This is a genomic window from Jatrophihabitans sp. (assembly GCF_051960575.1).
GTDB lineage: Bacteria > Actinomycetota > Actinomycetes > Mycobacteriales > Jatrophihabitantaceae > JBQCEE01.
Window position 1 is genome coordinate 1 of the sequence record NZ_JBQCEE010000066.1, and the last position, 19,840, is coordinate 19,840.

At 68.7% G+C, this 19,840-nt stretch carries 20 protein-coding genes; 14 read left to right on the forward strand and 6 right to left on the reverse strand.

Annotated elements, in window-relative coordinates; all coding sequences use genetic code 11:
• The first annotated feature begins 318 nt into the window (after nucleotides 1-318).
• The 5 genes from ACTHMS_RS03175 (at nucleotide 319) to ACTHMS_RS03195 (ending at nucleotide 3,556) form a co-directional block, all read left to right on the forward strand.
• On the forward strand, nucleotides 319-462 hold the full coding sequence (locus ACTHMS_RS03175; protein WP_440305225.1) for a hypothetical protein: 144 nt from the start codon (nucleotides 319-321) through the stop codon (nucleotides 460-462).
• A gap of 255 nt (nucleotides 463-717) precedes the next feature.
• Nucleotides 718-1,248 (forward strand): hypothetical protein, encoded by a 531-nt coding sequence (locus ACTHMS_RS03180; RefSeq protein WP_440305226.1) that lies wholly within the window; start codon nucleotides 718-720, stop codon nucleotides 1,246-1,248.
• Between the two features lie 79 nt (nucleotides 1,249-1,327).
• Entirely contained in the window at nucleotides 1,328-1,675 is a 348-nt protein-coding gene (locus tag ACTHMS_RS03185; RefSeq protein WP_440305227.1) for a hypothetical protein, read from the forward strand.
• A gap of 552 nt (nucleotides 1,676-2,227) precedes the next feature.
• Entirely contained in the window at nucleotides 2,228-2,404 is a 177-nt protein-coding gene (locus ACTHMS_RS03190; protein WP_440305228.1) for a hypothetical protein, read from the forward strand.
• 114 nt (nucleotides 2,405-2,518) lie between these two features.
• Nucleotides 2,519-3,556 carry a hypothetical protein gene (locus tag ACTHMS_RS03195; RefSeq protein WP_440305229.1) on the forward strand — a complete coding sequence of 346 codons (1,038 nt, stop codon included), beginning with the start codon at nucleotides 2,519-2,521 and terminating at the stop codon, nucleotides 3,554-3,556.
• On the opposite strand, the gene ACTHMS_RS03200 is transcribed toward ACTHMS_RS03195, so the two are convergent.
• From ACTHMS_RS03200 to ACTHMS_RS03210, 3 genes are all read right to left on the reverse strand, one after another.
• Complete coding sequence (locus ACTHMS_RS03200; RefSeq protein ID WP_440305230.1) at nucleotides 3,553-3,840, reverse strand: hypothetical protein; 288 nt, start codon at nucleotides 3,838-3,840, stop codon at nucleotides 3,553-3,555. The genes ACTHMS_RS03195 and ACTHMS_RS03200 overlap by 4 nt on opposite strands.
• A 24-nt stretch (nucleotides 3,841-3,864) precedes the next feature.
• Nucleotides 3,865-4,365 (reverse strand): hypothetical protein, encoded by a 501-nt coding sequence (locus tag ACTHMS_RS03205; protein ID WP_440305231.1) that lies wholly within the window; start codon nucleotides 4,363-4,365, stop codon nucleotides 3,865-3,867.
• Nucleotides 4,366-4,542: 177 nt separating this feature from the next.
• Nucleotides 4,543-4,911, reverse strand: coding sequence for a hypothetical protein (locus ACTHMS_RS03210; RefSeq protein ID WP_440305232.1), 369 nt, complete (start codon nucleotides 4,909-4,911; stop codon nucleotides 4,543-4,545).
• Nucleotides 4,912-5,279: 368 nt separating this feature from the next.
• On the opposite strand from ACTHMS_RS03210, the gene ACTHMS_RS03215 reads away from it, so the two are divergent.
• The gene (locus ACTHMS_RS03215; RefSeq protein WP_440305233.1) at nucleotides 5,280-5,597 is read left to right on the forward strand and encodes a hypothetical protein; all 318 of its coding nucleotides are present in this window, start codon (nucleotides 5,280-5,282) and stop codon (nucleotides 5,595-5,597) included.
• Between the two features lie 55 nt (nucleotides 5,598-5,652).
• Here ACTHMS_RS03215 and ACTHMS_RS03220 read toward each other — a convergent pair whose 3' ends face one another.
• The 3 genes from ACTHMS_RS03220 to ACTHMS_RS03230 all read right to left on the reverse strand — a co-directional run bounded on the left by ACTHMS_RS03220 (nucleotide 5,653) and on the right by ACTHMS_RS03230 (nucleotide 12,142).
• On the reverse strand, nucleotides 5,653-8,853 hold the full coding sequence (locus ACTHMS_RS03220; RefSeq protein ID WP_440305234.1) for a type I restriction endonuclease subunit R: 3,201 nt from the start codon (nucleotides 8,851-8,853) through the stop codon (nucleotides 5,653-5,655).
• On the reverse strand, nucleotides 8,853-10,115 hold the full coding sequence (locus tag ACTHMS_RS03225; RefSeq protein WP_440305235.1) for a restriction endonuclease subunit S: 1,263 nt from the start codon (nucleotides 10,113-10,115) through the stop codon (nucleotides 8,853-8,855). The genes ACTHMS_RS03220 and ACTHMS_RS03225 overlap by 1 nt, the downstream gene beginning before the upstream one ends.
• 77 nt (nucleotides 10,116-10,192) lie before the next feature.
• The gene (locus ACTHMS_RS03230) at nucleotides 10,193-12,142 is read right to left on the reverse strand and encodes a type I restriction-modification system subunit M (protein ID WP_440305236.1); all 1,950 of its coding nucleotides are present in this window, start codon (nucleotides 12,140-12,142) and stop codon (nucleotides 10,193-10,195) included.
• Between the two features lie 147 nt (nucleotides 12,143-12,289).
• On the opposite strand from ACTHMS_RS03230, the gene ACTHMS_RS03235 reads away from it, so the two are divergent.
• The 8 genes from ACTHMS_RS03235 to ACTHMS_RS03270 all read left to right on the forward strand — a co-directional run.
• On the forward strand, nucleotides 12,290-13,282 hold the full coding sequence (locus tag ACTHMS_RS03235; RefSeq protein WP_440305237.1) for a PIN domain-containing protein: 993 nt from the start codon (nucleotides 12,290-12,292) through the stop codon (nucleotides 13,280-13,282).
• A 465-nt stretch (nucleotides 13,283-13,747) separates the two neighbouring features.
• Entirely contained in the window at nucleotides 13,748-14,548 is an 801-nt protein-coding gene (locus ACTHMS_RS03240; RefSeq protein ID WP_440305238.1) for a GIY-YIG nuclease family protein, read from the forward strand.
• A gap of 662 nt (nucleotides 14,549-15,210) precedes the next feature.
• The gene (locus ACTHMS_RS03245) at nucleotides 15,211-16,086 is read left to right on the forward strand and encodes a hypothetical protein (RefSeq protein ID WP_440305239.1); all 876 of its coding nucleotides are present in this window, start codon (nucleotides 15,211-15,213) and stop codon (nucleotides 16,084-16,086) included.
• Nucleotides 16,087-16,098: 12 nt separating this feature from the next.
• Nucleotides 16,099-16,335 carry a hypothetical protein gene (locus tag ACTHMS_RS03250; protein WP_440305240.1) on the forward strand — a complete coding sequence of 79 codons (237 nt, stop codon included), beginning with the start codon at nucleotides 16,099-16,101 and terminating at the stop codon, nucleotides 16,333-16,335.
• Nucleotides 16,336-16,391: 56 nt separating this feature from the next.
• Nucleotides 16,392-17,237 carry a hypothetical protein gene (locus tag ACTHMS_RS03255; RefSeq protein WP_440305241.1) on the forward strand — a complete coding sequence of 282 codons (846 nt, stop codon included), beginning with the start codon at nucleotides 16,392-16,394 and terminating at the stop codon, nucleotides 17,235-17,237.
• Complete coding sequence (locus ACTHMS_RS03260) at nucleotides 17,234-17,545, forward strand: hypothetical protein (protein WP_440305242.1); 312 nt, start codon at nucleotides 17,234-17,236, stop codon at nucleotides 17,543-17,545. The genes ACTHMS_RS03255 and ACTHMS_RS03260 overlap by 4 nt, the downstream gene beginning before the upstream one ends.
• Nucleotides 17,542-18,408 carry a hypothetical protein gene (locus ACTHMS_RS03265; RefSeq protein WP_440305243.1) on the forward strand — a complete coding sequence of 289 codons (867 nt, stop codon included), beginning with the start codon at nucleotides 17,542-17,544 and terminating at the stop codon, nucleotides 18,406-18,408. The genes ACTHMS_RS03260 and ACTHMS_RS03265 overlap by 4 nt, the downstream gene beginning before the upstream one ends.
• A gap of 5 nt (nucleotides 18,409-18,413) precedes the next feature.
• Nucleotides 18,414-19,840, forward strand: a 1,427-nt coding sequence (locus tag ACTHMS_RS03270) for a type IV secretion system protein (protein ID WP_440305244.1), incomplete at its 3' end; no start/stop codon positions are given.

The following is a 19,840-nucleotide window of genomic DNA, read 5'->3' on the forward strand; positions in this document are numbered from 1 at the left end:
CAAGAGCGCAGGGTGGGCCGTCGCCATTGGTGCCGCGCTGGTCGCCGTCGGGGGCTGCGGGCAGGACGGCGGATCAGCGGCGGCCCCGTCGGCGACGAGGACCGTCACCGTCACGGCGCCCGCCGCCAAGCCGTCCCCGCATCCTCGGCCGCACCATCGCAAGCCCCGTGCGTCGCACCGGCCGCAGGCATCGGCCCCGGCGGCCACATCCCTCGACGTCGCAAGCGGCGGGCCCTACCGGGTCCCGAACTTTGTCGGCATGGATCTCGCGCAGGCGCAGTTGCTGCCTTTCAATGCGGCTTCACCAACCTCGGGGTTGTGGATGCCTCGGGGCAGGGCCGCTCGGTCGACGACGGCGCCAAGTGGGTGGTGTGCCGGCAGAGCCTGCCTCCGGGCAGCGAGGCGAGTGAGACCGGGCCGCCGCTGACGATGTACGCCGCGCACGCCGACGAGGGCTGCTGACCGCGCGTCACCGCCGGTCCGACCGGCTATGCCTTACGCCTGCGGATTGTGGGAGAGCGCAAGCATCATCTCCTCGCTCTCGTTGGCCGTGCGGGTGACCTCCAGGACATCGCCTTCCACGATGGCCCGCTGGATGAATTCGAGACGCTACGGCGGCACATCGCGGCCTTGCGAGCAGATCGTCGACCACCACGCATGACGTCGACTCGCGCGGCCCGTAGCGCGCCAGCCACGCGCCGTGGTTGGCTCGCGGCCGTGACCGCAGCGGACGACAGTTCTCCGGCCAAGATGCGCCGGACCGGCAACATCGGTCACCAGGTCGCCCTGGCCTACGAGCGGCTGCGCGGCGCCACCGTGCTCGACGTGTCCGACCGGTACCCAGAGGTAGTGCGTCGGGCCCTCGATGAGGTCGGCGGGCGCGAGTGCTGGGGTCTGTCGTGCGACCTGGTGTCCCGAACTTCGAGCGAGGTGCGCTTGATCGAGGTCAAGTCGCGCAGTCTCAGTGGGCCAGTGCCCGGGCTCAAGGACCGCCAGCGGGACACTTTGCTTGCTGCCGGACCGGCGGGATGGCTCTACGTCGTCTGGAACACCCGGGAGCCCGCCCGGATCGAGCTGCGCGTCTTCGCCGACGCCGGGAACCTGCCTTGGCAGAAGGTCGGCGCCCGGCCAGCGGCCACCGCGCTCGGGGACATCCGCAGCGAGGCCGAGTACCAACTCGATTACGACTTCGTGCGCGAGCGCGGCGTCCAGGTCGACCTCGACGGCCTGGACTTTGGCGGCTTCTGACCTGGCAGCCAGGCGGGTCGTCAGGCGCACCAGCGATTTCCCTTGACAATACTCCCTGACTGTTAGAACAATCCTAGGTATGGCGATCACCGACGGCATCACGACGAAAATCCGTACCCGACTCGCGGCAAGGGAGTGGGAGGTCGATTCGCTGATCGACACCTTCGACCAGCTCCAGGCCACCTACCCCGACGTGCTCACAAACGTCTACCGGACACGGGCCGCGCTCGCGCCGCTGATCCACGAGGGACTCCTGGAGTCGGTCCAGGGCGTGGGCACCTACGTGCGCCGCATCCCGACATTGCGCGCGGCCGACGTGGCGGCACAGCGCGACATCGCCTTCCTCGACGGCCTGCTCGACGAACTAGAGAGCCTGCGACGGCAGGTCGCGGCCTACCGCGAGCATCTCGCCGAGCGCGTCGCCTGATGGCTCGCGCCGCACAATTAGGGTGCGCGGCATGAGCAGGCGAAGCCGGGGCAGGCGGGACGCCCAGTCGAAGACGAGCGCGCCGATTGCGGGGCGTCCGGGTCAGGGGCCGATGATTCGGCGGACGGGCGAACCGCTCCACCGATCCCGTTGTGTCGAGAGCCGTGGCTGCTGGCAGTCAACCGTGGTACGACGCCTGTCCCGCCTGCGGGGCCGGGATCTTCGAGGAGGCCGGCACCGGCTGCTGTAACGCCCTGGTGGCCGAATGCGACGGCGCCGTTGATGCGGTGCCGGTCGACTGGGAGGCCGTCGAGTCCGACGAGGAGTCCGACCGGCTGTCCGACCTCGTGGTGCGGCCGCCTGGTACCAGGACACCGGTGAGCCCGCGCCGAGTGAGTACAGCCCCGAGGCTGGGCCGAAGCGCTGCCGCTGCGAGCCGGTGTCGTGACGACGCCGGATCAGGCGCCGTTCGCAGTCATGGTCACCTGGACCACGGTCGACCGTGACAACCAGCCGGTGGCCTAGGGGCGGCAGATCGTCGGCCGAGGCTGCGTGCGCTGCGCGCTGGACGTCGGCTCGTCCGCGATGGGCCTGCCGGACCTCATCGACCCTGACTACCCGCCGCCCTGGGTGCCCGCGCATGCAAACGATTGTGGCGTAACCGCTATCGAGGAGGCCGCCGAGGCAGCCGGCGAAGAGCCGAACTTCGGCGGCGCATGGCCCCTGTGAGACAACATCGCCAGCTTTTGGTACCTCTAGGCATCGGGAACGGCCCCGCCCGCAGATTGAACCTGGCAGGTTCGAGTTAGGAAGTTGGGAGAGAGATCGGCGACCATCGAGGGCGTGAGCGACAGCCCCCGGATCGACTGGTCCACCGTCGAGTTCAGCGACATCCGCCTCGACGCCCCGGCGGGCACGCCCATGCACCTGGCCGAGTTCATCTGCGCCGCGAACGCTGCGCCGATGCGCGGCGGCACCCTCACCACCGCCGGGCGCGACACCCGGGTCGGCGGCTTCCTGGCCGAGGCGGTCGGCCGCACCCACGGTGTCGTCGAGACCTACCCGGCCGAGCGATACCCGCTGCTCGTCCCCGACACCGGGCTGGGGTCCGGGCAGACCGGCACCGTCGGCATCGCCTTCGAGCAGTGGCTGCGGCTGCGCACCGACCCCGAGCCGCAGTTCCCCGAGGTCGCCGCCGGGATGCGGACCGTGGCCCGGCACGCCCCCGCCCTGGCCAAGACCATCGACCGGGTGGGCGAGGCGCTGCCGCTGCTGAGCGCCGACCCTGACCGGCTCGCCCGGGTCGCCATCGTGCTGGGCTGGGTGGTGCCGTTCTACCGCAGGCTCGGGCTCTGGGACGGCTCCCCGCTGGCCGCGCTCGCCGCTCGCCGCCGCGCCGTCACCGTCGGCGACCTGCTCGCCGCCGTCCCGGCCGTGCTCGTCGACCAGCTCCGCGCGATCACCGCGCTCGCCGAACAGCAGCTGCTCCCCCGGCTCGCCGCCGCCGCCACCCTACGGCAGCCGCTGTTGCTCCACCGGGCCCCGCTCGCGGCCGAGGGCGACCTGCTGGTCGACGACCTGCTGCTCGACCTCAAGGCCGGGGTCGGCGCCCGGACCGACACCGGCGGCCGGCGTTGGGCGATCCGGCCCGAGCACGTCCGCCAGCTCGTCGGCTACGCCCTGCTCGCCCCACCGGAGTGGGGCGTGCGCCGCATCGGCGTCTACGCCGCCCGCTACGGGCTGACCTGGACCGCCGAGCTAGAGCCGCTGCTGGCCGACCTGTCCGGCCTCACCGGCACCCTCGACGACTGGCGCGCCGCCTTCGCCCACCTCTGGCACGACTACACGCCGCCGCGCCGTGGCGCGAGCCTCTCGGGCTAGTTGGAACTGACGGATGACAGCAGCTCCAGGATCCCGTTCTTGCCCGACACAGCCCACACATTGCGGTCGTTCTTGGTCGCCCTCTCCGAGAAGACGGAACCGGTCCAGCGGCCAGAGTCCGACCAGGGCGTCCGCAGCCATACCGCCCAGATGATGCCGACGTCATGGGTGAACACGTCGCGGATGATGTTGCCGCCGTCGTACACAGCCATCTCGTGCGTCCAGCCGTGGGCGAGCGCGCGGCCGATGACGTTGGAGCGCTGGGCGTGGGGTGCTGAGGGCATCGAAATCTCCTGTGATCGCTTGCGTCAGGGCATGCGGTTGAACTGGGACACGACGCGGGCGACGAAGTCCACGGCGGCCTGGCTGTTCAGGTCGGTCGAGGGGTAGCGGCCGGAGGACTTCACCAGCTCGCTATGCGCCGGCAGCGCGACGCGAGACCGGACGTAGGTAAACGTCGAGGAATTGAAGAAGCCCGCGTTGACGCCGTCGGCGCGAAGTACGCGCATGTAGGTCCGGGCGCCAGGCTGCGAAGAGCGCGCAACCGGCTCCTCCAATGTGTAGCCGAGGTCCTGGAGCTTGCCGATCAGGCTGTGACGCCATTGGGCGTCGGCCGGGTTGAAATCGTCCCAGCGCCGCATCATCGCCAATAGGGCGTCGAACTCGCTCGACTTGTCGCTGTCGGCCCCGCGAGGCACCGCCTCAACCTCGCCTCGCAGGGCGGCGTATGCAGCTTCGAGCTCGAAGATCCACTTTGCCGCGTCGGCGGGCTTGGTCAGCTTTGCCGGTACCGAGACACTGAACTGCACCGGCATTCTCCGTCCGTTTGTCGTTGTCGACATACAGAAGGGTCGTCGAGCTGACACCGTTTGTCAACATCAGCAAACGTCAAACCGGAGCGGCGAATGCGCGCCGCGAAGTCCGGCGACGTAGACGCCGTGTGCAGCAATGACACCTCAGCGGCGGGAGGGGACTGATGGTTCCGCTCAGTCGTCGAATGGCCAGCGGGCCCCAGTTCGGCGGACCGTATCAACGATTGCCTGTTGCGCCGCTGCCAGCGAAACATTGGCCGCCGATACCTCGCCATCCGTCGTCACGGCCAGGATGCGATGGTCGTAGGAACGTCCGCCGTCGCTCGGCGCGACTTGGTCGTTCAGGACATACCACCCGCGCGTCCGCCAACCCTCCTTGTATGTGTGTGGCCAGCCCTGGGAGGCGGCCCATTGGCCGAACTTTCGTGCCAGCTCTTCGACAGCGAGCCTCTCGGCCTGTGCCGTTGACGCTCGTTCCTGCTCGCGTCGCATCTGGTCACGCTCGCGTTGTGCCTGCCTTGCAGCCTCGTCATTGATACCCACGGCGCGAGCCTCCGTACGAACCGTCGTGAGCGGCGATCTTCTCGCATCGAGGACCGCCAGCCAATCGGAATCTCGATCCGTCGGGAGTGGAGGTGCCTCGTCGCGTCGTGCGACCTAATGCCCGGGTCGCCTAGCGAGATGCGGCTGATCGAGGTGAAGTCACGCAGCCTCAGCGGGCCCGTCCCAGACTCACGATCGTCAGCTCGACACTCTCAAGGCGGCTTGACCAGCCAGGTGGCTCTGCGTCGTATGGAACACGCTGACTTGATGACATGCAGTCCCGGTTCGTTCCAAAGGTTACTGGCGACCGCGACATGCCCTACGGTTCTGCCATGCGTGGTAGGTCATTGGGGCTTCGTCATAGGCACTTGCAAGCAGCCACAGCTGCTGCCGTCTTCATGGCGTGCTTCATAGCGCTGCCCGAAACCGCCGCTGTCGCCGTGACGAGCTGCAACAACAACCAGCTCATCATCAACGACGTGTTCAACCTGGGACCTGCCTACGCTCGCAAACACGTCACGATAAATTTCTCGTCCACACTCGTCACCGGCGGGGATAACTACGTCACTGACAGTCTGTACGACGAACGGAAGCTGACAGTGGCTGAGATCGGCAAGATCGTCGGGTACTCGCCGGCCACCGTCTACCGCCACATCCGCACCACCTCGGCAGCGCAGAGCGGGTAGGCCCCTTTGTCATTAGGCCGGCAGGGACACGCCGTGACGCCCGATCACTGTGGAGTCAGGCGGAACTTGCGCCACTGGAAGTTGCAGCGGTCTGCTTCGCCGAGACATGGACGAGTTCGCCGAGCATGTGCACCAACGTCGCTCGGGTCTTCGTATCGGCGTAGTACCTGTCGGTCATCTTGTTGTGGCTGGTCTGGTTGCCCATGACGACTTCGTTCACCGCGTCGGTGAGGTCAGGGCTGTCGACGAATTGCGACTCGCTGTTCGCGGCGGCTTGGGCAACGAGCGTCTCGTCGGCTAGCAGCACGGTGAGGAGTGCTTCGAGCCAGGACTGCTGTTCGGCGGCGCTGAAATCCTCGTCGGCGAACAGGTCGTTGAGCCGCTGGAGAACCTCGGCGAGCTTGGCCATCTTCGGGTCGCGCGGGGTCCCGGAACCGACGCCCGTGACCCCGCTCAGGCCGGGTCTCTCCTTCGCGTCGCCGAGGGCGATATCTCGGGCGTCGCCCTTCTTCTGCTTGATCTTGGCCAGTTCGACGTTGGACAGGTCGAACGGCTGACTCTGGTTCTGAGACGCGATCTGGCGACCGAGGAGGCGGAAGAAGATGCTGCGGCGCTCCAGGTCCGTGTTGCCGTAGTCGATCAGCTGCGAGAGGAAGTCGTAGAGCCGCACGAAGGAGTCGACGTCCTTCCGGAACATTCCGAGCTTCTCGAGTTCCGGCTTGTCGCTCGTGGCGGTGGCGTGTGACCAGCGGTCGTGGAACCTGGCCTTCGCTGCGCTGATGGCGCCGGCGAGCGCGTTGTTTCCCTTGCCCTGGACCCAGGCGTCGGAGACCGCGACGACCTCGGCGTCGGTGTAGATGTTCGACTGGTCGAGCTTGGTGGCCAGGTCGTGGATGAGGTCGGGGTCGCTCGGGGCGGTGAGCTGCGCGTCGCGGTAGTACGGTAGGAACGCCTTCCGGATCTCGTCCGGGTCGTTCACGAAGTCCAGGACGTAGGTGGTGTCCTTGCCCGCCGAGGGCAGGGTTCGGTTGAGCCGGGAGAGGGTCTGCACGGCGGTAACGCCGGACAGTTGCTTGTCGACGTACATCGCGCAGAGAAGCGGCTGGTCGAAGCCAGTCTGGAACTTGTTGGCCACGAGCAGGACCCGGTACTCGTCGGTGGCGAACGCGGCGGCGATGTCGCGGCCCTTGAGACCGGGGTTGAGGGTGTGCTCGTTGAACGGGCCTGGGCCGTCCTCGGGCTCCATGCCTGGCACGTCGTCGCCGGAGAACGCGACGAGCGCGGACAGGCCGTGGTAGCCGTGGTCGGCGAGGTAGCGGTCGAAGGCGTTCTTGTAGCGGACGGCGGCCTTACGGGAGTCGCAGACGACCATCGCCTTCGCCTTGCCGTCGAGCAGCGGTGCGACGTTCACCCGGAAGTGCTCGACGATGATGGCGACCTTCTGGGCGATGTTGGCGCGGTTGAGCTTGACGAACCGGATCAGGTTCTTGTGCGCCTCGCCCTGGTCGACGACCTCATCGCCGGTCCGCCCCTTTCCGCCACCGTTCCTGCCGCCGGTCTTGACGTTGACCGGGCCGCCGTTCTTGAGGGTCAGCTGGTAGGCGGTCTCGTAGGGGGTGTAGTTGCGGAGTACATCGAGGATGTAGCCCTCCTCGATGGCCTGCTGCATCGTGTAGACGTGGAACGGCTGCGGCGTGCCGTCGCCGTCGGCGCGGCCGAACAGCTCCAGCGTCTTGCCCTTTGGTGTGGCGGTGAACGCGAAGTAGGAGATGTTCGACGACGCGGCCCGCTCGGTCGCCTCGCGCGCCAGCACCGCTTCGGTGTCGATCTCGCCGCCGTCCTTGACCGCCGCCAGCTCCTCGGCCGTGAGCACGGACTTGAGCCGGTTCGCGGCCGACCCGGACTGCGAGGAGTGCGCCTCGTCGGCGATGACCGCGAACCGCTTGCCCTTGAGGCCCTTAGCGTTCCGGATGGCCTCCATCGCGTACGGGAACGTCTGGAGGGTCACCACGATGACCAGACGGCCCTCGGTGAGCATCTTGGCCAGCAGCGCCGACTTCGACTTGGACTCGCCCTCGGCGGTGAAGACCCGGGCCGCCTCGGTGGAGGTGACGGTGCCGACGATGCCGGTGCGGGACTCGATCTGCCGGATGGCGTCCTGGAGCTGGCTGTCCAGCACGGTCCGGTCGGTCACGACGATCACCGAGTCGAACACCTTGGCGTTCTGCTCGTCGTGCAGCGTGGCCAGGGCGTGGGCCAGCCAGGAGATCGAGTTGGTCTTGCCCGACCCGGCCGAGTGCTGGATCAGGTAGCGGTGGCCCGGGCCCTCACTGCGGGCGGTGTCGACGAGGCGGGTGACGGCCTCCCACTGGTGGAAGCGGGGGAACAGCAGCGTCGTGGACGTCGACTTGGCGCCGGTGATCGGGTCGATGCTGGTGCGGGTGGACAGGTGCATCAGCTTGCCGATGATGTTCAGCCACGAGTCGCGCTGCCAGACCCGCTCCCACAGATACGAGCTGGCCGAGCCGTGCGGGTTCGGCGGGTTCCCGGCCGCGCCGTCGTTGCCCATGTTGAACGGCAGGAAATGGGTGGCGTCCCCGGCCAGCTTCGTGGTCATCCAGACCTCGGCGTTGGAGACGGCGAAGTGCACCAGGGCGCGGGACCCGAATCCGAACAGCGGCTCGGGCTTGCCGGTCACCTCGTCCTTCGGCCGCCTGGTCGCCTTGTACTGGGCGATGGCGTCCTGCACCGACTGGGTGAAGTCGGTCTTGAGTTCCGCCGTAGCCACCGGCAGTCCGTTGACGAACAGCACCAGGTCGATCGAGCGCTTGTTGGACTGGGAGTAGAAGACCTGCCGCATCACCCGGACGCGGACCTTGCCGTACCGCTCGACGGTGGTGGCGTTGTTCGTGGTGACCGGCTTGAACTCGCACATGGAGAAACGGGCCGAGACCTGCTTGAACCCGTTACGCAGCAGGTTGAGCGTCCCGCCGCCGTTGTCGAGCGGGGTGTCGAGGACCTTCACGATCCGGTCCAGCAGCTGCTCACGGGCCTGCCGCTGCGCGGTCTCGCTGGCGCCCGGCTTGACAACCTTCGCCAGCTCGTCGAGCTGGGTGTCGGCCAGCCAGCCGAAGATGTCCTCGGGGAACAGTGCCCGCGCCTTATCGTAGCCGTCGCCGTTCGGCGAGTACAGCCAGCCGCGCGCGGCCAGGTACTCGCACAGCTCCGTCTCGAACGGCTTCTCCAGGTGATCCATCAGGACACGCCCTCCCAGGCGAGCACGTCAACAGCGGCGAACTTCGACCGCACGTCGATCTGCCCCGTCACGGCCGCCGTGATGAGCGCCGCGCGCCGCTCCTTCACCGTCTCAATGAACTGCTGCGTCTTGCCGATGAGCGCGTCGATCTTCGATGTCTGCTCTCGAAGCTCCCGCGCGATGGCGTGCTGCTCATCACTGGGCGGCAGGGCAACCCCCATCTGGTCGAGGTGAGTAGGCCCGAAATGCTGGATCGTCGACCCGGCCTTGAGCCGGTCTACCTGGTCGAGGAACGCGGTCGACGTGAAGTACCACTTGATGAAGTCACTCGTCATCAGGCCGGGCACGATCCGTATGATGCCCGTGTACGGGATTGCTCCGGCCGCCTCCGACGTCACTTCTGACACCGTGCCCATAGTGGCGCTGGCACTAATAAGCAGGTCGCCGACCGCTACCCGGAAGTGTCGCCAACGTGCGGCCACCATCTCAGGATCAAGGAAGTTACATCCGTCCAGGGTAGTTTGTGCAGTTCTCACGCAGCTCACTCGAAGCAGGGGAACGCCCTCGTCTCGGAAATCCACCGCCAGGATGCCGGGACCTTCCTGGTACGACACTGCCCGCTTGAGAGGCAGGATCGCCCAGTGCTCGGGAACCGCTCCTGACCCAGGCAGGCCGGAGTCTCGTGTAGGTACCGCTGCGATCAGGCCATGGGTTACCGCGTTGGCGATCGCGCTGACTCGCCGTTCGCGGAGCGTCTCGATGAGCTGCTCCTGCTTGCCAATCAGCGCGTCGATCCGAGCCGTCTCGCGGTCGAGGTAGTCGGCGATCTGCCGCTGCTCGTCGATCGGCGGAACGGGAATCTGGATGGAGGCGGCGACGTCCTTATAGATCGTCTGATGGGTCGAGCCTCGCATCATCCGGCGCAGGTCTGGCTGCATCGCCCTGAGAGTGTGAAGCAGGTAGTCCGGCAGCAAGCGCGGTCCGCACACCCAATTCCAGAAGTCTTGGCTGGTGGCCATCGAGGTCGGCATGATCCCGCTGAAGCCGACAGACGCAGTACGGGAGAGCACAACCGTGCCCGGAGGAAGTAGCTCGGCGGCCGAGTTCGCGAGCCCGAAAGCGCTGATCTTGCTCGCGGTCTCCGCAAGGTACTTCTGGCGGCCGTCGCGTATCTGCCACACATCGGCAAGGGTGAACCAGGGGATGTCACAGTCCACCCAGTACGTCGGTTCAGTCCGACTCGGAGTGTGGCCGGTTCTCATCGCTGCGAACCGTCGAATGTTGCCCGCAGACCAGTGGGCGGGGAGTTGGCCGAACCACTGCGTTGACCCAGGTGGAGTCACTGCTCGACCTCGCGGAGCATGTCCATGATTTCGGCGACGAGCTTGTTGAGGTCGGCGTCGATCTCCTCCAGCGGCCGGGGTGGGACGTACTTGTAGAAGATGCGGGTGAACGGGATTTCGTAGCCGGTCTTGGTCTTGGCCGGGTCGATCCAGGCGTCGGGGACGTGGGGGAGGACCTCGCGGGCGAAGTAGTCGTCGATGTCCTCGGACAGCGGCACGTTCTCGGTGTCGCGCAGCGTGGTGTCAGGCTCGGCATTGCCTTTGGCGTCGCGGCAGATCTCGGCGTTCTCGTCTCGCTCGGACAGGGCGGCGAGCAGCGCCTTGCGGGCCGGGGCGGCGAGCGCGACGCCGTGCGCACCGAGGGCCTTGCCGAGGGCGGTGTTGAACGCAGCGCGGTCCATGTGGGTCTCGTCGCCGAGCGCGTCGAGGGCGGCGCGCAGACCGTTACGTTGGGGCTCGGGCAGCTTGGCGATCGTCTTGTCCGCAAAGACCCGCTCGATCCGCTCGAGTGTGGCTGCGAAGTTGAGGCGCAGCGGCCGTTCGACGGTGATGGTGCGGTAGCCGAAGAAGTCAGTGTCGAGGACGCGGGAGTGCTCATCGTCGGTGTAGTCGTCGTAGAGCTTGAGGACCTTCGCTCGGTCGGCGTCGGTCATCTCGCGGCGCTTGCTGCCGAGACTCTTGCGCATCTTCGACCAGAAGCTGGTGCCGTCGATGAGCTGCACCTTGCCGCGCCGCTCGGCGGGCTTGTTGTTGTCCAGCAGCCACACGTAGGTGGCGATGCCGGTGTTGTAGAACATCTCGGTCGGCAGGGCGACGATGGCGTCCACCAGGTCGGCGGTGAGCAGCCACTGGCGGATCTTCGACTCGCCGGACTCGGCCTTGCCGGTGAACAGCGGGGAGCCGTTGAGGACGATCGCGGCTCGGCCGCCGCCGTCCTTGACCGGCCGCATCTTGCTGGCCAGGTGGGTGAGGAACAGCATCTGGCCGTCGCTGACGCCGGGCAGGCCGTGGCCGAACCGGCCGTGCTCGCCGAGCTTGGCGGCCTCGTCGCGGACGTCCTTCTCGGCGGCCTTCCACTCAACGCCGTAGGGCGGGTTGGACAGGCAGTAATCGAAGGTGCGCCCGGCGAACTTGTCCTCGCGCAGCGTGTCGCCGAGCTGGATGTTGCGGGCGTCCTGGCCCTTGCCGATCAGGTCGGACTTGCAGATGGCGTAGGACTGGTCGTTGATCTCCTGCCCGTACAGCGTGAGCCGGGCGTCGGGGTTCTGCTCGGCCAGGTGCTCCTCGGCGACCGACAGCATGCCGCCGGTCCCGGCGGTCGGGTCGTAGACGGTGCGCACGGCGTGGCCGACGGACAGGGCGGCGTCGTCGGGGGCGAACAGCAGGTCGACCATCAGCCGGATGGCGTCACGCGGGGTGAAGTGCTCACCGGCGGTCTCGTTGGACGCCTCCGCGAACTTCCGAATCAGCTCCTCGAACAGCGACCCCATATCGGCGTTCGAGACGGCCTGCGGGCGCAGGTCGATTTCGGCGAACCGCTGCACGACCTGGTAGAGCCGGTCCTTCTCGTCCAGAGTTGCCAGCTCGTTGTCGAACCGGAATCGCTCGAACACGTCGGCGACGTTGGGTGAGAAGCTGGTCGTGTAGTCGATCAGGTTGGCCTTGAGGCCGGTCGGGTCACTGAGCAGCTTGCCGAAGTCCCACACCGAGGTGTTGTAGAAGTTCAGCTTGAGCTTCTTGCGCACGATCAGGTCGAGCTGGTCGGCGTTGCTGACCTTCGCGGCCTCGGCGAGCACCTGGTGCTTGGTGGGCTCCAGCACGCAGTCCAGGCGACGCAGGATCGTCATCGGCAGGATGACGCTGCCGTACTGGGCAGGCCGGTAAACGCCGCGCAGCTGGTCGGCGACGGTCCACACGAAGTTGGCCAGGTTACCGGCGCTCGTCATCAGCTGCCCTGCCTTTGAAGTCTCCCGCGCCACACGGGGTAACTGTGCCCTACCGACTGATCTAGTGCTGGTGGCGCGTCGGCATGCCCGCATGCCGGCGCAACCGACCGGCCGCGCGGCTGACCTGGTCGCCTAGGGTCATTGGCTGTGCTTCGTCTGCTCGTCGATACCTCGACCTGGCTCGACCTGGCCAAGCGTCGGGACGGGCAGCGATGGATCGTCACGCTCCGGGTGCTCCGTCATCAGGGGCGTCTCCAGTTGCTGGTGCCGGCGGTCGTCATCGAAGAGTTCGCGCGCAACCGACCTCGCATCGAGGCTTCGATGACGGCGAGTGTGTCCGAACGCCTCCGCATGATCAAGAAGGACTTGGACGAGTACGGCGGCGACGACCAGGCGCACGCGCTGGAGGTCATCGAGGGTCTGGCACACCAGGTTCCGTTGATCGGAGCCATGACGACGCGGAACTTCGACGACATCAGCGAACTCCTGGCAGGTGGCAAGGTTCTCGATACCGGTCCAGACCAGGAACGGCGGGTGATTGAGCGTGGTCTCGCCAAGCGCGCGCCGTTCCACCGGCACCGGAACAGCGTGGCCGATGCTCTGCTTGTCGAGCTCTACGCCACCGAGGTCGCCACCTCTGACCTCGCACAGAACCCCCACGCCTTCGTCACATCCAACCACGAGGACTTCTCCGAGGTGAACGGAGACAGGCGCCAACCTCACCCCGACCTGGCTCCCCTCTTCGCCGTCGCCGGGTCCACGTATGCCCTCGGCATCACGGGCTTGGAGGACGTGCTCCACGGCCACTTCGGCGAGGAAGTGACCGAGCTGCTCGACGAGTCCGACTTCCGTGAGGAGCCCCGCCGGCTGGACGAGATCCTCGACGCCGAGCAGGAGTTGTTCGACCGCATCTGGTACGAGCGGTCGCTCTCCCACGAGCACCAAGCACGCGACGAGGGGAACAACACCGAGGCCGAGCGGACGGCGGCGATCGCCATGCCGGGACGCCTCCGGGTTGAGGAGAAGCTCGGGGTCGACAATCTAGGACCGTACGACGACTTCGAGTGGGGGATGTTGCACGGCAAACTCTCGGCTCTGCGATGGGTGCTCGGAAGCGACTGGGACTTCCTTGACACTTAGGGCAGCCTCCAGCGGCTTCTCCGCTCTGCAAGGAGTGGGCGGCCGCAGGGATGATCCACGCCCCAGCCCGGTGCCTGTTGCGGCGTAGCGGCACAGTCGCCCTTGCAACCCCGCTACCGATCGGATCGCCAATGTCTCTGCACTCGACTTCTGCTCTCGTCGACCCGACGCTCTCCGATGACGACTTGTTCTATCCGTACTCGACGGCTGCTTTGCTGCGCCGCCCGGACACGCACTCGCTTACACGAAGCAGTGAGAGCAATCCCGACGAGGCGACGCCGAATACCGCCGAAAAGCTCGCCTCCATGCACGGTGGCGAGACGTCGCGGCCTCGGGGCGAGCCGAGGCCCTAACGACTGGCGAGGAAGCCCCTCGCTTGGCGGCGCGGGTATGCGATGCCACCGTCTCCGACGCTAGCGTGCAGCGGTGACCAGCGCCCCGGACAGCCTGAACCTCGGCCACGTCATGGCCGCGTACGGGCTGACGGACCTGAGCCGAGTCCGCGCGATCCGGCATGCGATCGGTGGCGACGACGGGCTTCCGGCGGCCGACCTGAACCCGGCTGGGGTCTTCGCCTACACGCGCAGGCAGGGATTCCAGCGAGGCCACCCGCTCGGTCAGACGCCGGAACCGCTCTGGCTGGTGTTCATCGCAGCGGGCGGCAGCCGGACCAGGTTCTTCTGCGCGTACGAGAACCACGGGGAGGTGGCGGCCGAGCGCGACGACCGGTGGCGCTACTTCGACCTAAGGCCGTCGGACCTGATGCGCGACCTCCAGCACCGGCTGGTGGTCGACTGGTCGGCCGCCCGAGCGTGGGCATTCCTCGGCGCGACGGCAGCGCGGTGCCCGGTCGTCGAGATCGCCGACCCGGAGGTGCTCAACTTCCCCGGCTACGAGAACGTGGTCCTCACCTACGACCAGCTGCAACTGCTCGCCGCCGACCACCGTTACGTCAAGTGGCGCACTGCGCTGGCCGAGGTCCAGGGCATCTACGTGATCGCCGACTCCTCGTCCGGGCGGCTCTACGTCGATAAGGCCGACGGGAGCGAACGGGTCCTCTGCCGGTGGCGCCAATACGCGCAGAACGGGCACGGCGGCAACGTCGAGCTGAAAGAGCTGCTCCGGCGCGACCCGGCGCATGCGCGGCATTTCGTCTACAGCCTGCTGCGTGTGTTCAGCCCGAGTGCGCTCATGACCGAGGTCAATCGAGCCGAGGAGCACTACAAGCGGGCGCTGCTGACGGTGCGATTGAGCCTCAACCGCTGAGGCGCCGCCGTACTCGCACGCATATCGTTGCTCGTCCCTTGGACCGGAGGCGCCGCCGGAGATCCGCTGAATAAACCCGCTGCGGGCAACCAGGACTGCGACCTGCGAAAGGCAGCCTGCTCACGCGAACGGCCCAACGCAACCGGGCGAGCACCACTTCAAATGGCGTTCATCGCAAACCCGCGCAAAGGTGTCACCGACGACGGCTCCGGTCGCTCGAGGGAAGCGCCCGGAGCCGTCCGAGCTCGCACGTGATCGCATGTCAACGTTGCGACGCCTGTTCATGGGAAGGCCGCCGCAGGAACGGCGCGGCCACCGCCGCCGGCACCTGTCGTCGACAGCACCATGTCCACGGGCCGAGCGACGCCCCATCTCCACGCGGCGGGCTGGCGAGCGGCCGGAGATTCCCCTTTCCGACGGTAGGTAGGACTCCGGTCGGCACCTTCGGCGGCGGTAGGTAGGACTTCGGTCGGTACCGCACTCCCAGAATCCGGGGTTGCTTCCGATCGCTCGAGGTAGGTAGGACCGCCGACTCCGACCGTGCGTCCGCCCGAACAGCCCGTCTTGATCAATCACCGTCCTGCTCCGGGCCGTAGGTAGGGAATCGGTCGCATTGATCCCCAGCGTGGGCCGCACGACGACCCACGAAGGGATCAGCACCGATGTCCGTCACCGATTGCCTGGGGGAGAGCTGGAACGAGCTGCGCGGGAGGCTGCTCGCCGAGCGCCGCGTCACAGAGTGGGCACAGCTCGAACCCGACCTGCACGGCATGACCGATCCGCAGCAGATCCGCGACGTCGTCGCCGACCGCGCCCAGTTCGCTCAGACCGATCAACTGTTCGCGGCCTTGCTTCGACTGGCGGCAACCGACGGCGGCGATGACCGCAACGCCGCACTGCTCCTGGCGCATCTGATGGCGCCGGCCGCGTCGCTGCTCGCCCGCTCGCTGCAGGACCTCTCGCCGGACATCGACTGGGTCGTTGCCTCCGCGCTGTGGACCGAGATCCGCAGTTACCGGTGGCGCGTCCGCGAGCACGGCCACGCCCTCGGCCTCAAGCTGGACACCCGAACCGCCGTCATCCACGAGCTGGCCGACACCCGCGGCCGCGACGGCCGCCGCCTGGAACTGCCGGTCGGTCCGGACAACCTCGCCCGACTCCGCACCGTCGACCGCCTCGAGGCACCGACGCCAAGGTCGAGTCAACCGGAACGACAGGCCGCGGCCGTCGAGGCCCTACTGCGCTGGGCGCGCCACCATTCCGTGTTGTCGGCCCCGGAGGTGCAGCTGCTACTCGACTTCGAGCTCGCCGAACCCGAGGAACGTGCGCACGTCACCCGGCTGTATGGCGTCACCGACCGTCATCTGCGCCGGCAGTGCTTCCGCCTCAAGGACCGACTCCGCGCGGCCGTCGCCGAAGCCTCTATCACCGCGCTAGACGCAGCACGGCCTGCTCACATCGATCGGGCTGCCCCGCCGATGTCCGCGCGAGGGCGCGTTTTCACCTCTGGGGGCGACCACCATCCGATCGCCCGCTGACGGAGCACACCGATGCAGCACTCGACCCGACCAGACCCGACGTTCCGCGCGGACATTCCGGACGCGCTTCAGGCGGCGGACCTGTTCGACACCCTCGCCAGCGGGGACCTTTCCGTGACGATCCACGTCCTGGAGGACCTGCTCGCGACCTTGCGGGCGGCCGACGCCGCCCGGGCGGCGCTGGCGCGTACGCCGATCCGCACTCTCGAGGTCGCGCTCGACCTGCGCCGCCGCCGGGCGCACCGATGACCCCGCCAGCGGTCACCGCCCCAATGCCGGCACGAGACTGGCGGGCAGCGGTTACCTTGCCGCCGACAGGCGTCTCTGCCGAGGAACTGACCGCCGCGTGGCGCGCCGCGCACCAGGGCCAGTTCACCATCCGCGCGCAATCCTCGCCCGTCGGCCGCAGGCGCGCTGATCTCCCCGCGCAGCTGCCCGACAACCTCCCGCTCGGTTGTGTCGCCGTGCTCGGCGCCCACCACGGCGCCGGCACCTCGTCCCTCGCCCTGGCTCTGGCCGATGCCGCTGCCCATCTCGGCCGTCCCGTCGACCTGATCGACACCGCCGCCCCGCCCCGCTCCGCGCTCGCGGGAGTCACCACCGCCGAACTCGGCACCGACCCGGACGGCGCCTGGCGCCGCGGCACCCGCGGGCATGTCACCGTCTATCGCCGCACCGCAGCAGGCGGGATGTCGCCCGAGGGCCGGCTCGCCCTGCCGCGCTCACCGGACACGCCGACCGAAGAACTACTGCCGCGGCTGACCGTCGTCGATCTCGGCACCTGCGAGCTCGACCACCCCGCGCCGATCTCGACGGCTGCGAGCGTCGTGCTGGTCTCCCGCTGCGCCGTTCCGGCCCTGCGCTCGCTCGAACACGCCCTGGCCGCACTCGACGAGGGCACCCGCGGCGCGGCCGCGGCCGCCGTCGTCGGCCCGCCCCGGTGGCCCGGCCTCATCGCCGCCAGCCTCGGCCCGCATGTCCGCCGCATGCGCGCCGCAGGCCAACTCGTCCCGGTGCCGCGCAACCACCACCTCGACTTCACCGGTCCCACCAGCGCGCCGCTCCCTCGCCGCATCACCACCGCCGCAGCGCGGCTGCTGCAGCACCTCGACCACCACGACCCTGCCCCGGAACGGAGCACCCACCGATGACCTCGACCCCCCACCCGCTCATCGCCACGCCGACCACCCCGGCCGCCGCCGCGGCACCGGTCGGGCCCGGCCCGACCGCGCCACCGGGAACGCAGCAGTACGCCGACGAGATCCTGTCCTGGATCAAGTGGGGCGCGCTGACGGTGCTGACGATGGCGACGATCGCCTCGGTCGGCATGCTCGTCTGGGGACGGGCCACCCACCATCCGCGCGGCGCCCGCCTCGGGTTCGACGGCATCATGATCAGCATCGTCGGGGCCGTGCTCTACACGGTCGCGCCGTCGGTCATCGCCTCGATCGCCCGATGACCCGCCGTCGCTTCCACTCCGCGGCGCCGGCCTCGCCGGCCTGGACCCGGCGCCGGATGCTCGCCCTGCTGGTCGCCGCCGCCCTGGTCGCCGTGGCGCTCCTGGCGGGGCTGACCATCGCCATCATCGACGCCGCGACCGGGTCGCCGCGGCACGCCAGCCCGACCAACGCAACAGCCGAACCGAAGGGCGCCGCGACGGCGCCAGTCCGGGCGCCCGCAGGTCGCGCCGATACTCGGGATGCGTTGGCCGCCGGAGTGATGCCGCGCGTCGACGAGGCCGCCGCGCACCCCGCCCCCGTGACGCTCGCCGACCCGGGCGCCCCGCTGCTCATCCCGACGGCGACCGCGGCAGGCCCGGCGGGCGTGCCGACCGGCTACCCGCACACCCCGGCCGGCGCGCTCGCCCAGTTGGCCGCCATCGACCAGACCGCGCTCAATGCCGCCTCGCTCGACGCCGCCCGCGCCGTCGTCACCGCCTGGGCCGTCCAGGGCGGCCCGACCGCGAGCAGCTGGTCGGTGCTCGCCGCCCTCGCCCAACTCCTGACCGACGCCGGCGGCAGCCATACGGCCGGTCGGCTGGCGATCGTGCTGACCCCGGTCATGGGGCTGATCAAAGGCACGGTCGGCGCTGACTTCGTCGTCCCGTGCGTCGACTTCGAACTCGACGTCACCATCACCCAGACCGCGCGCGGCGCGACCGCGGACTGCCAACGCATGGACTGGCATCCCGAACCGGCGGTGCCTGCGGGTGGGCGGTGGATGCTTGCCGCCGGCCCGGAGCCGGCGACCCCGCCGTCGGTCTGGCCGGACACCGACCTGGCGGTCGCGGTCGGCTACCGCGACCTGCGGCCGGAGCAGTGACCACCATGACCAACACCTTCTCGAGCGTCCGGCCCGTCGCCGTGCTGATGCCGCGGCCCGTCGCGATCGACCTCAACCCGCTGCACTGGCTGGGCGATGCGGCCTCGGCCGCGGCGGGGGACGTGTGGCAGTCCGCGATGACCGGCCTGTGGTCGGCCGCGTTATGGCTGATCAAGCTGGCGTTCACGATCATCGACCAGTTCACCACCCCCGACCTCAGCGGCGCCGGGCCGCTGCGCGGGATCTTGCCGACCACGCTGTGGCTCGGCGCCACGGTCGCGGTGCTGATGTGCTTCGTACAGCTAACCGTCGCGCTGGTGCGGCGCGACGGGCAGTCGATGGGCCGGGTCCTGCTCGGCGTCGGCCAGTTCGGGTTGGTGTGGGCGGGCTACCTCGGGATCGCCGCCGGGCTGGTCGCCGCCGCGGGCGGCCTGTCGCGCGGGATCCTGTCCGCCACCCTGCACGTGCAGGTCTTCCACGACTTCGACTTCAACCGGCACTGGCCGGCCTCCGTCGACGACATCACCCTCGCGACCGTCCTAGGCGTGCTGTCGCTGCTGCTGGTCATCCCGTCCGCGTTCTTCTACGTCGTGATCATGCTGGTCCGCGAGGCCGCGTTGATCATCCTGGTCGCGACGGCCCCGATCTCGGCCGGCGGTCTGCTGTCCGAGGTCGGGAAGTCGTGGTTCTGGAAGACGCTGCGCTGGTTCTTCGCCTGCCTACTGATCTCACCCTGCGCGGCGCTGCTGCTCGGCACCGGCGTCCAGCTCACCGACGGCGCGATCAACCAACCGGCGCCGCCGTCGTGCCTGCCGCACTGCAGCAGCGACTGGGTGCTCGCGCACGCCGCCGAGCTAGCTCGCTACACCGAAGCATCGAACGCCGCGCACGCCGGGATGGCGATCATCGGCTGCATCGTCATCGCGATCGGCGCCTGCTGCCCGCTCATGTTGTTCCGGCTGTTGGCGTTCGTCGAACCCGGCACCGCCTCCGGCGCCGCGCTGCGCCAGTCGTGGGGCGACGCCGGCGGCCTGGCTGGGGTCCTGTCCGGCGGCCACCCGCACGGCCGCGCAGCGACCGGCAACGGCGCCGCGCTCGGCCGGGGGGTCGATGGCCGCGCGGCCGGTGAGGGCGGCGCCGAGGCGGCGACCTCGTCCCGGCTCACCGCCGCGCTCAGCGCGGCCGGTGCTGTGGGTGCGGTCGGGGCGGGCATCCGGGTTGCGTCGACAGTGGCGCACCGGATGGCCGACCTCGGCGCCGACGTCCTCGGCCAAGCTGGCATCGGCTCACCTGGCTACTCGCTCACCCCGACCGACGAACGCACCCGCCGCCCCACCGCCAACAATGCGTCGAGTCGCGTCGGCGCCGGTGACCCCGGCGCCGACGCACCCACCAGCACCCCGGCACCCGCGGCCCCTGAGCCATACACGCC

What these genes read in the sequence shown, in the direction of transcription:
- ACTHMS_RS03185 (WP_440305227.1), top strand. Translation starts at nt 1,328, where the DNA reads ATGGCGATCACCGACGGCATCACGACGAAAATCCGTACCCGACTCGCG.
- ACTHMS_RS03200 (WP_440305230.1), bottom strand. Translation starts at nt 3,840, where the DNA reads ATGCCCTCAGCACCCCACGCCCAGCGCTCCAACGTCATCGGCCGCGCG.
- ACTHMS_RS03220 (WP_440305234.1), bottom strand. Translation starts at nt 8,853, where the DNA reads ATGGATCACCTGGAGAAGCCGTTCGAGACGGAGCTGTGCGAGTACCTG.
- ACTHMS_RS03225 (WP_440305235.1), bottom strand. Translation starts at nt 10,115, where the DNA reads ATGAGAACCGGCCACACTCCGAGTCGGACTGAACCGACGTACTGGGTG.
- ACTHMS_RS03230 (WP_440305236.1), bottom strand. Translation starts at nt 12,142, where the DNA reads ATGACGAGCGCCGGTAACCTGGCCAACTTCGTGTGGACCGTCGCCGAC.
- ACTHMS_RS03240 (WP_440305238.1), top strand. Translation starts at nt 13,748, where the DNA reads ATGGCCGCGTACGGGCTGACGGACCTGAGCCGAGTCCGCGCGATCCGG.
- ACTHMS_RS03245 (WP_440305239.1), top strand. Translation starts at nt 15,211, where the DNA reads ATGTCCGTCACCGATTGCCTGGGGGAGAGCTGGAACGAGCTGCGCGGG.
- ACTHMS_RS03250 (WP_440305240.1), top strand. Translation starts at nt 16,099, where the DNA reads ATGCAGCACTCGACCCGACCAGACCCGACGTTCCGCGCGGACATTCCG.
- ACTHMS_RS03260 (WP_440305242.1), top strand. Translation starts at nt 17,234, where the DNA reads ATGACCTCGACCCCCCACCCGCTCATCGCCACGCCGACCACCCCGGCC.
- ACTHMS_RS03265 (WP_440305243.1), top strand. Translation starts at nt 17,542, where the DNA reads ATGACCCGCCGTCGCTTCCACTCCGCGGCGCCGGCCTCGCCGGCCTGG.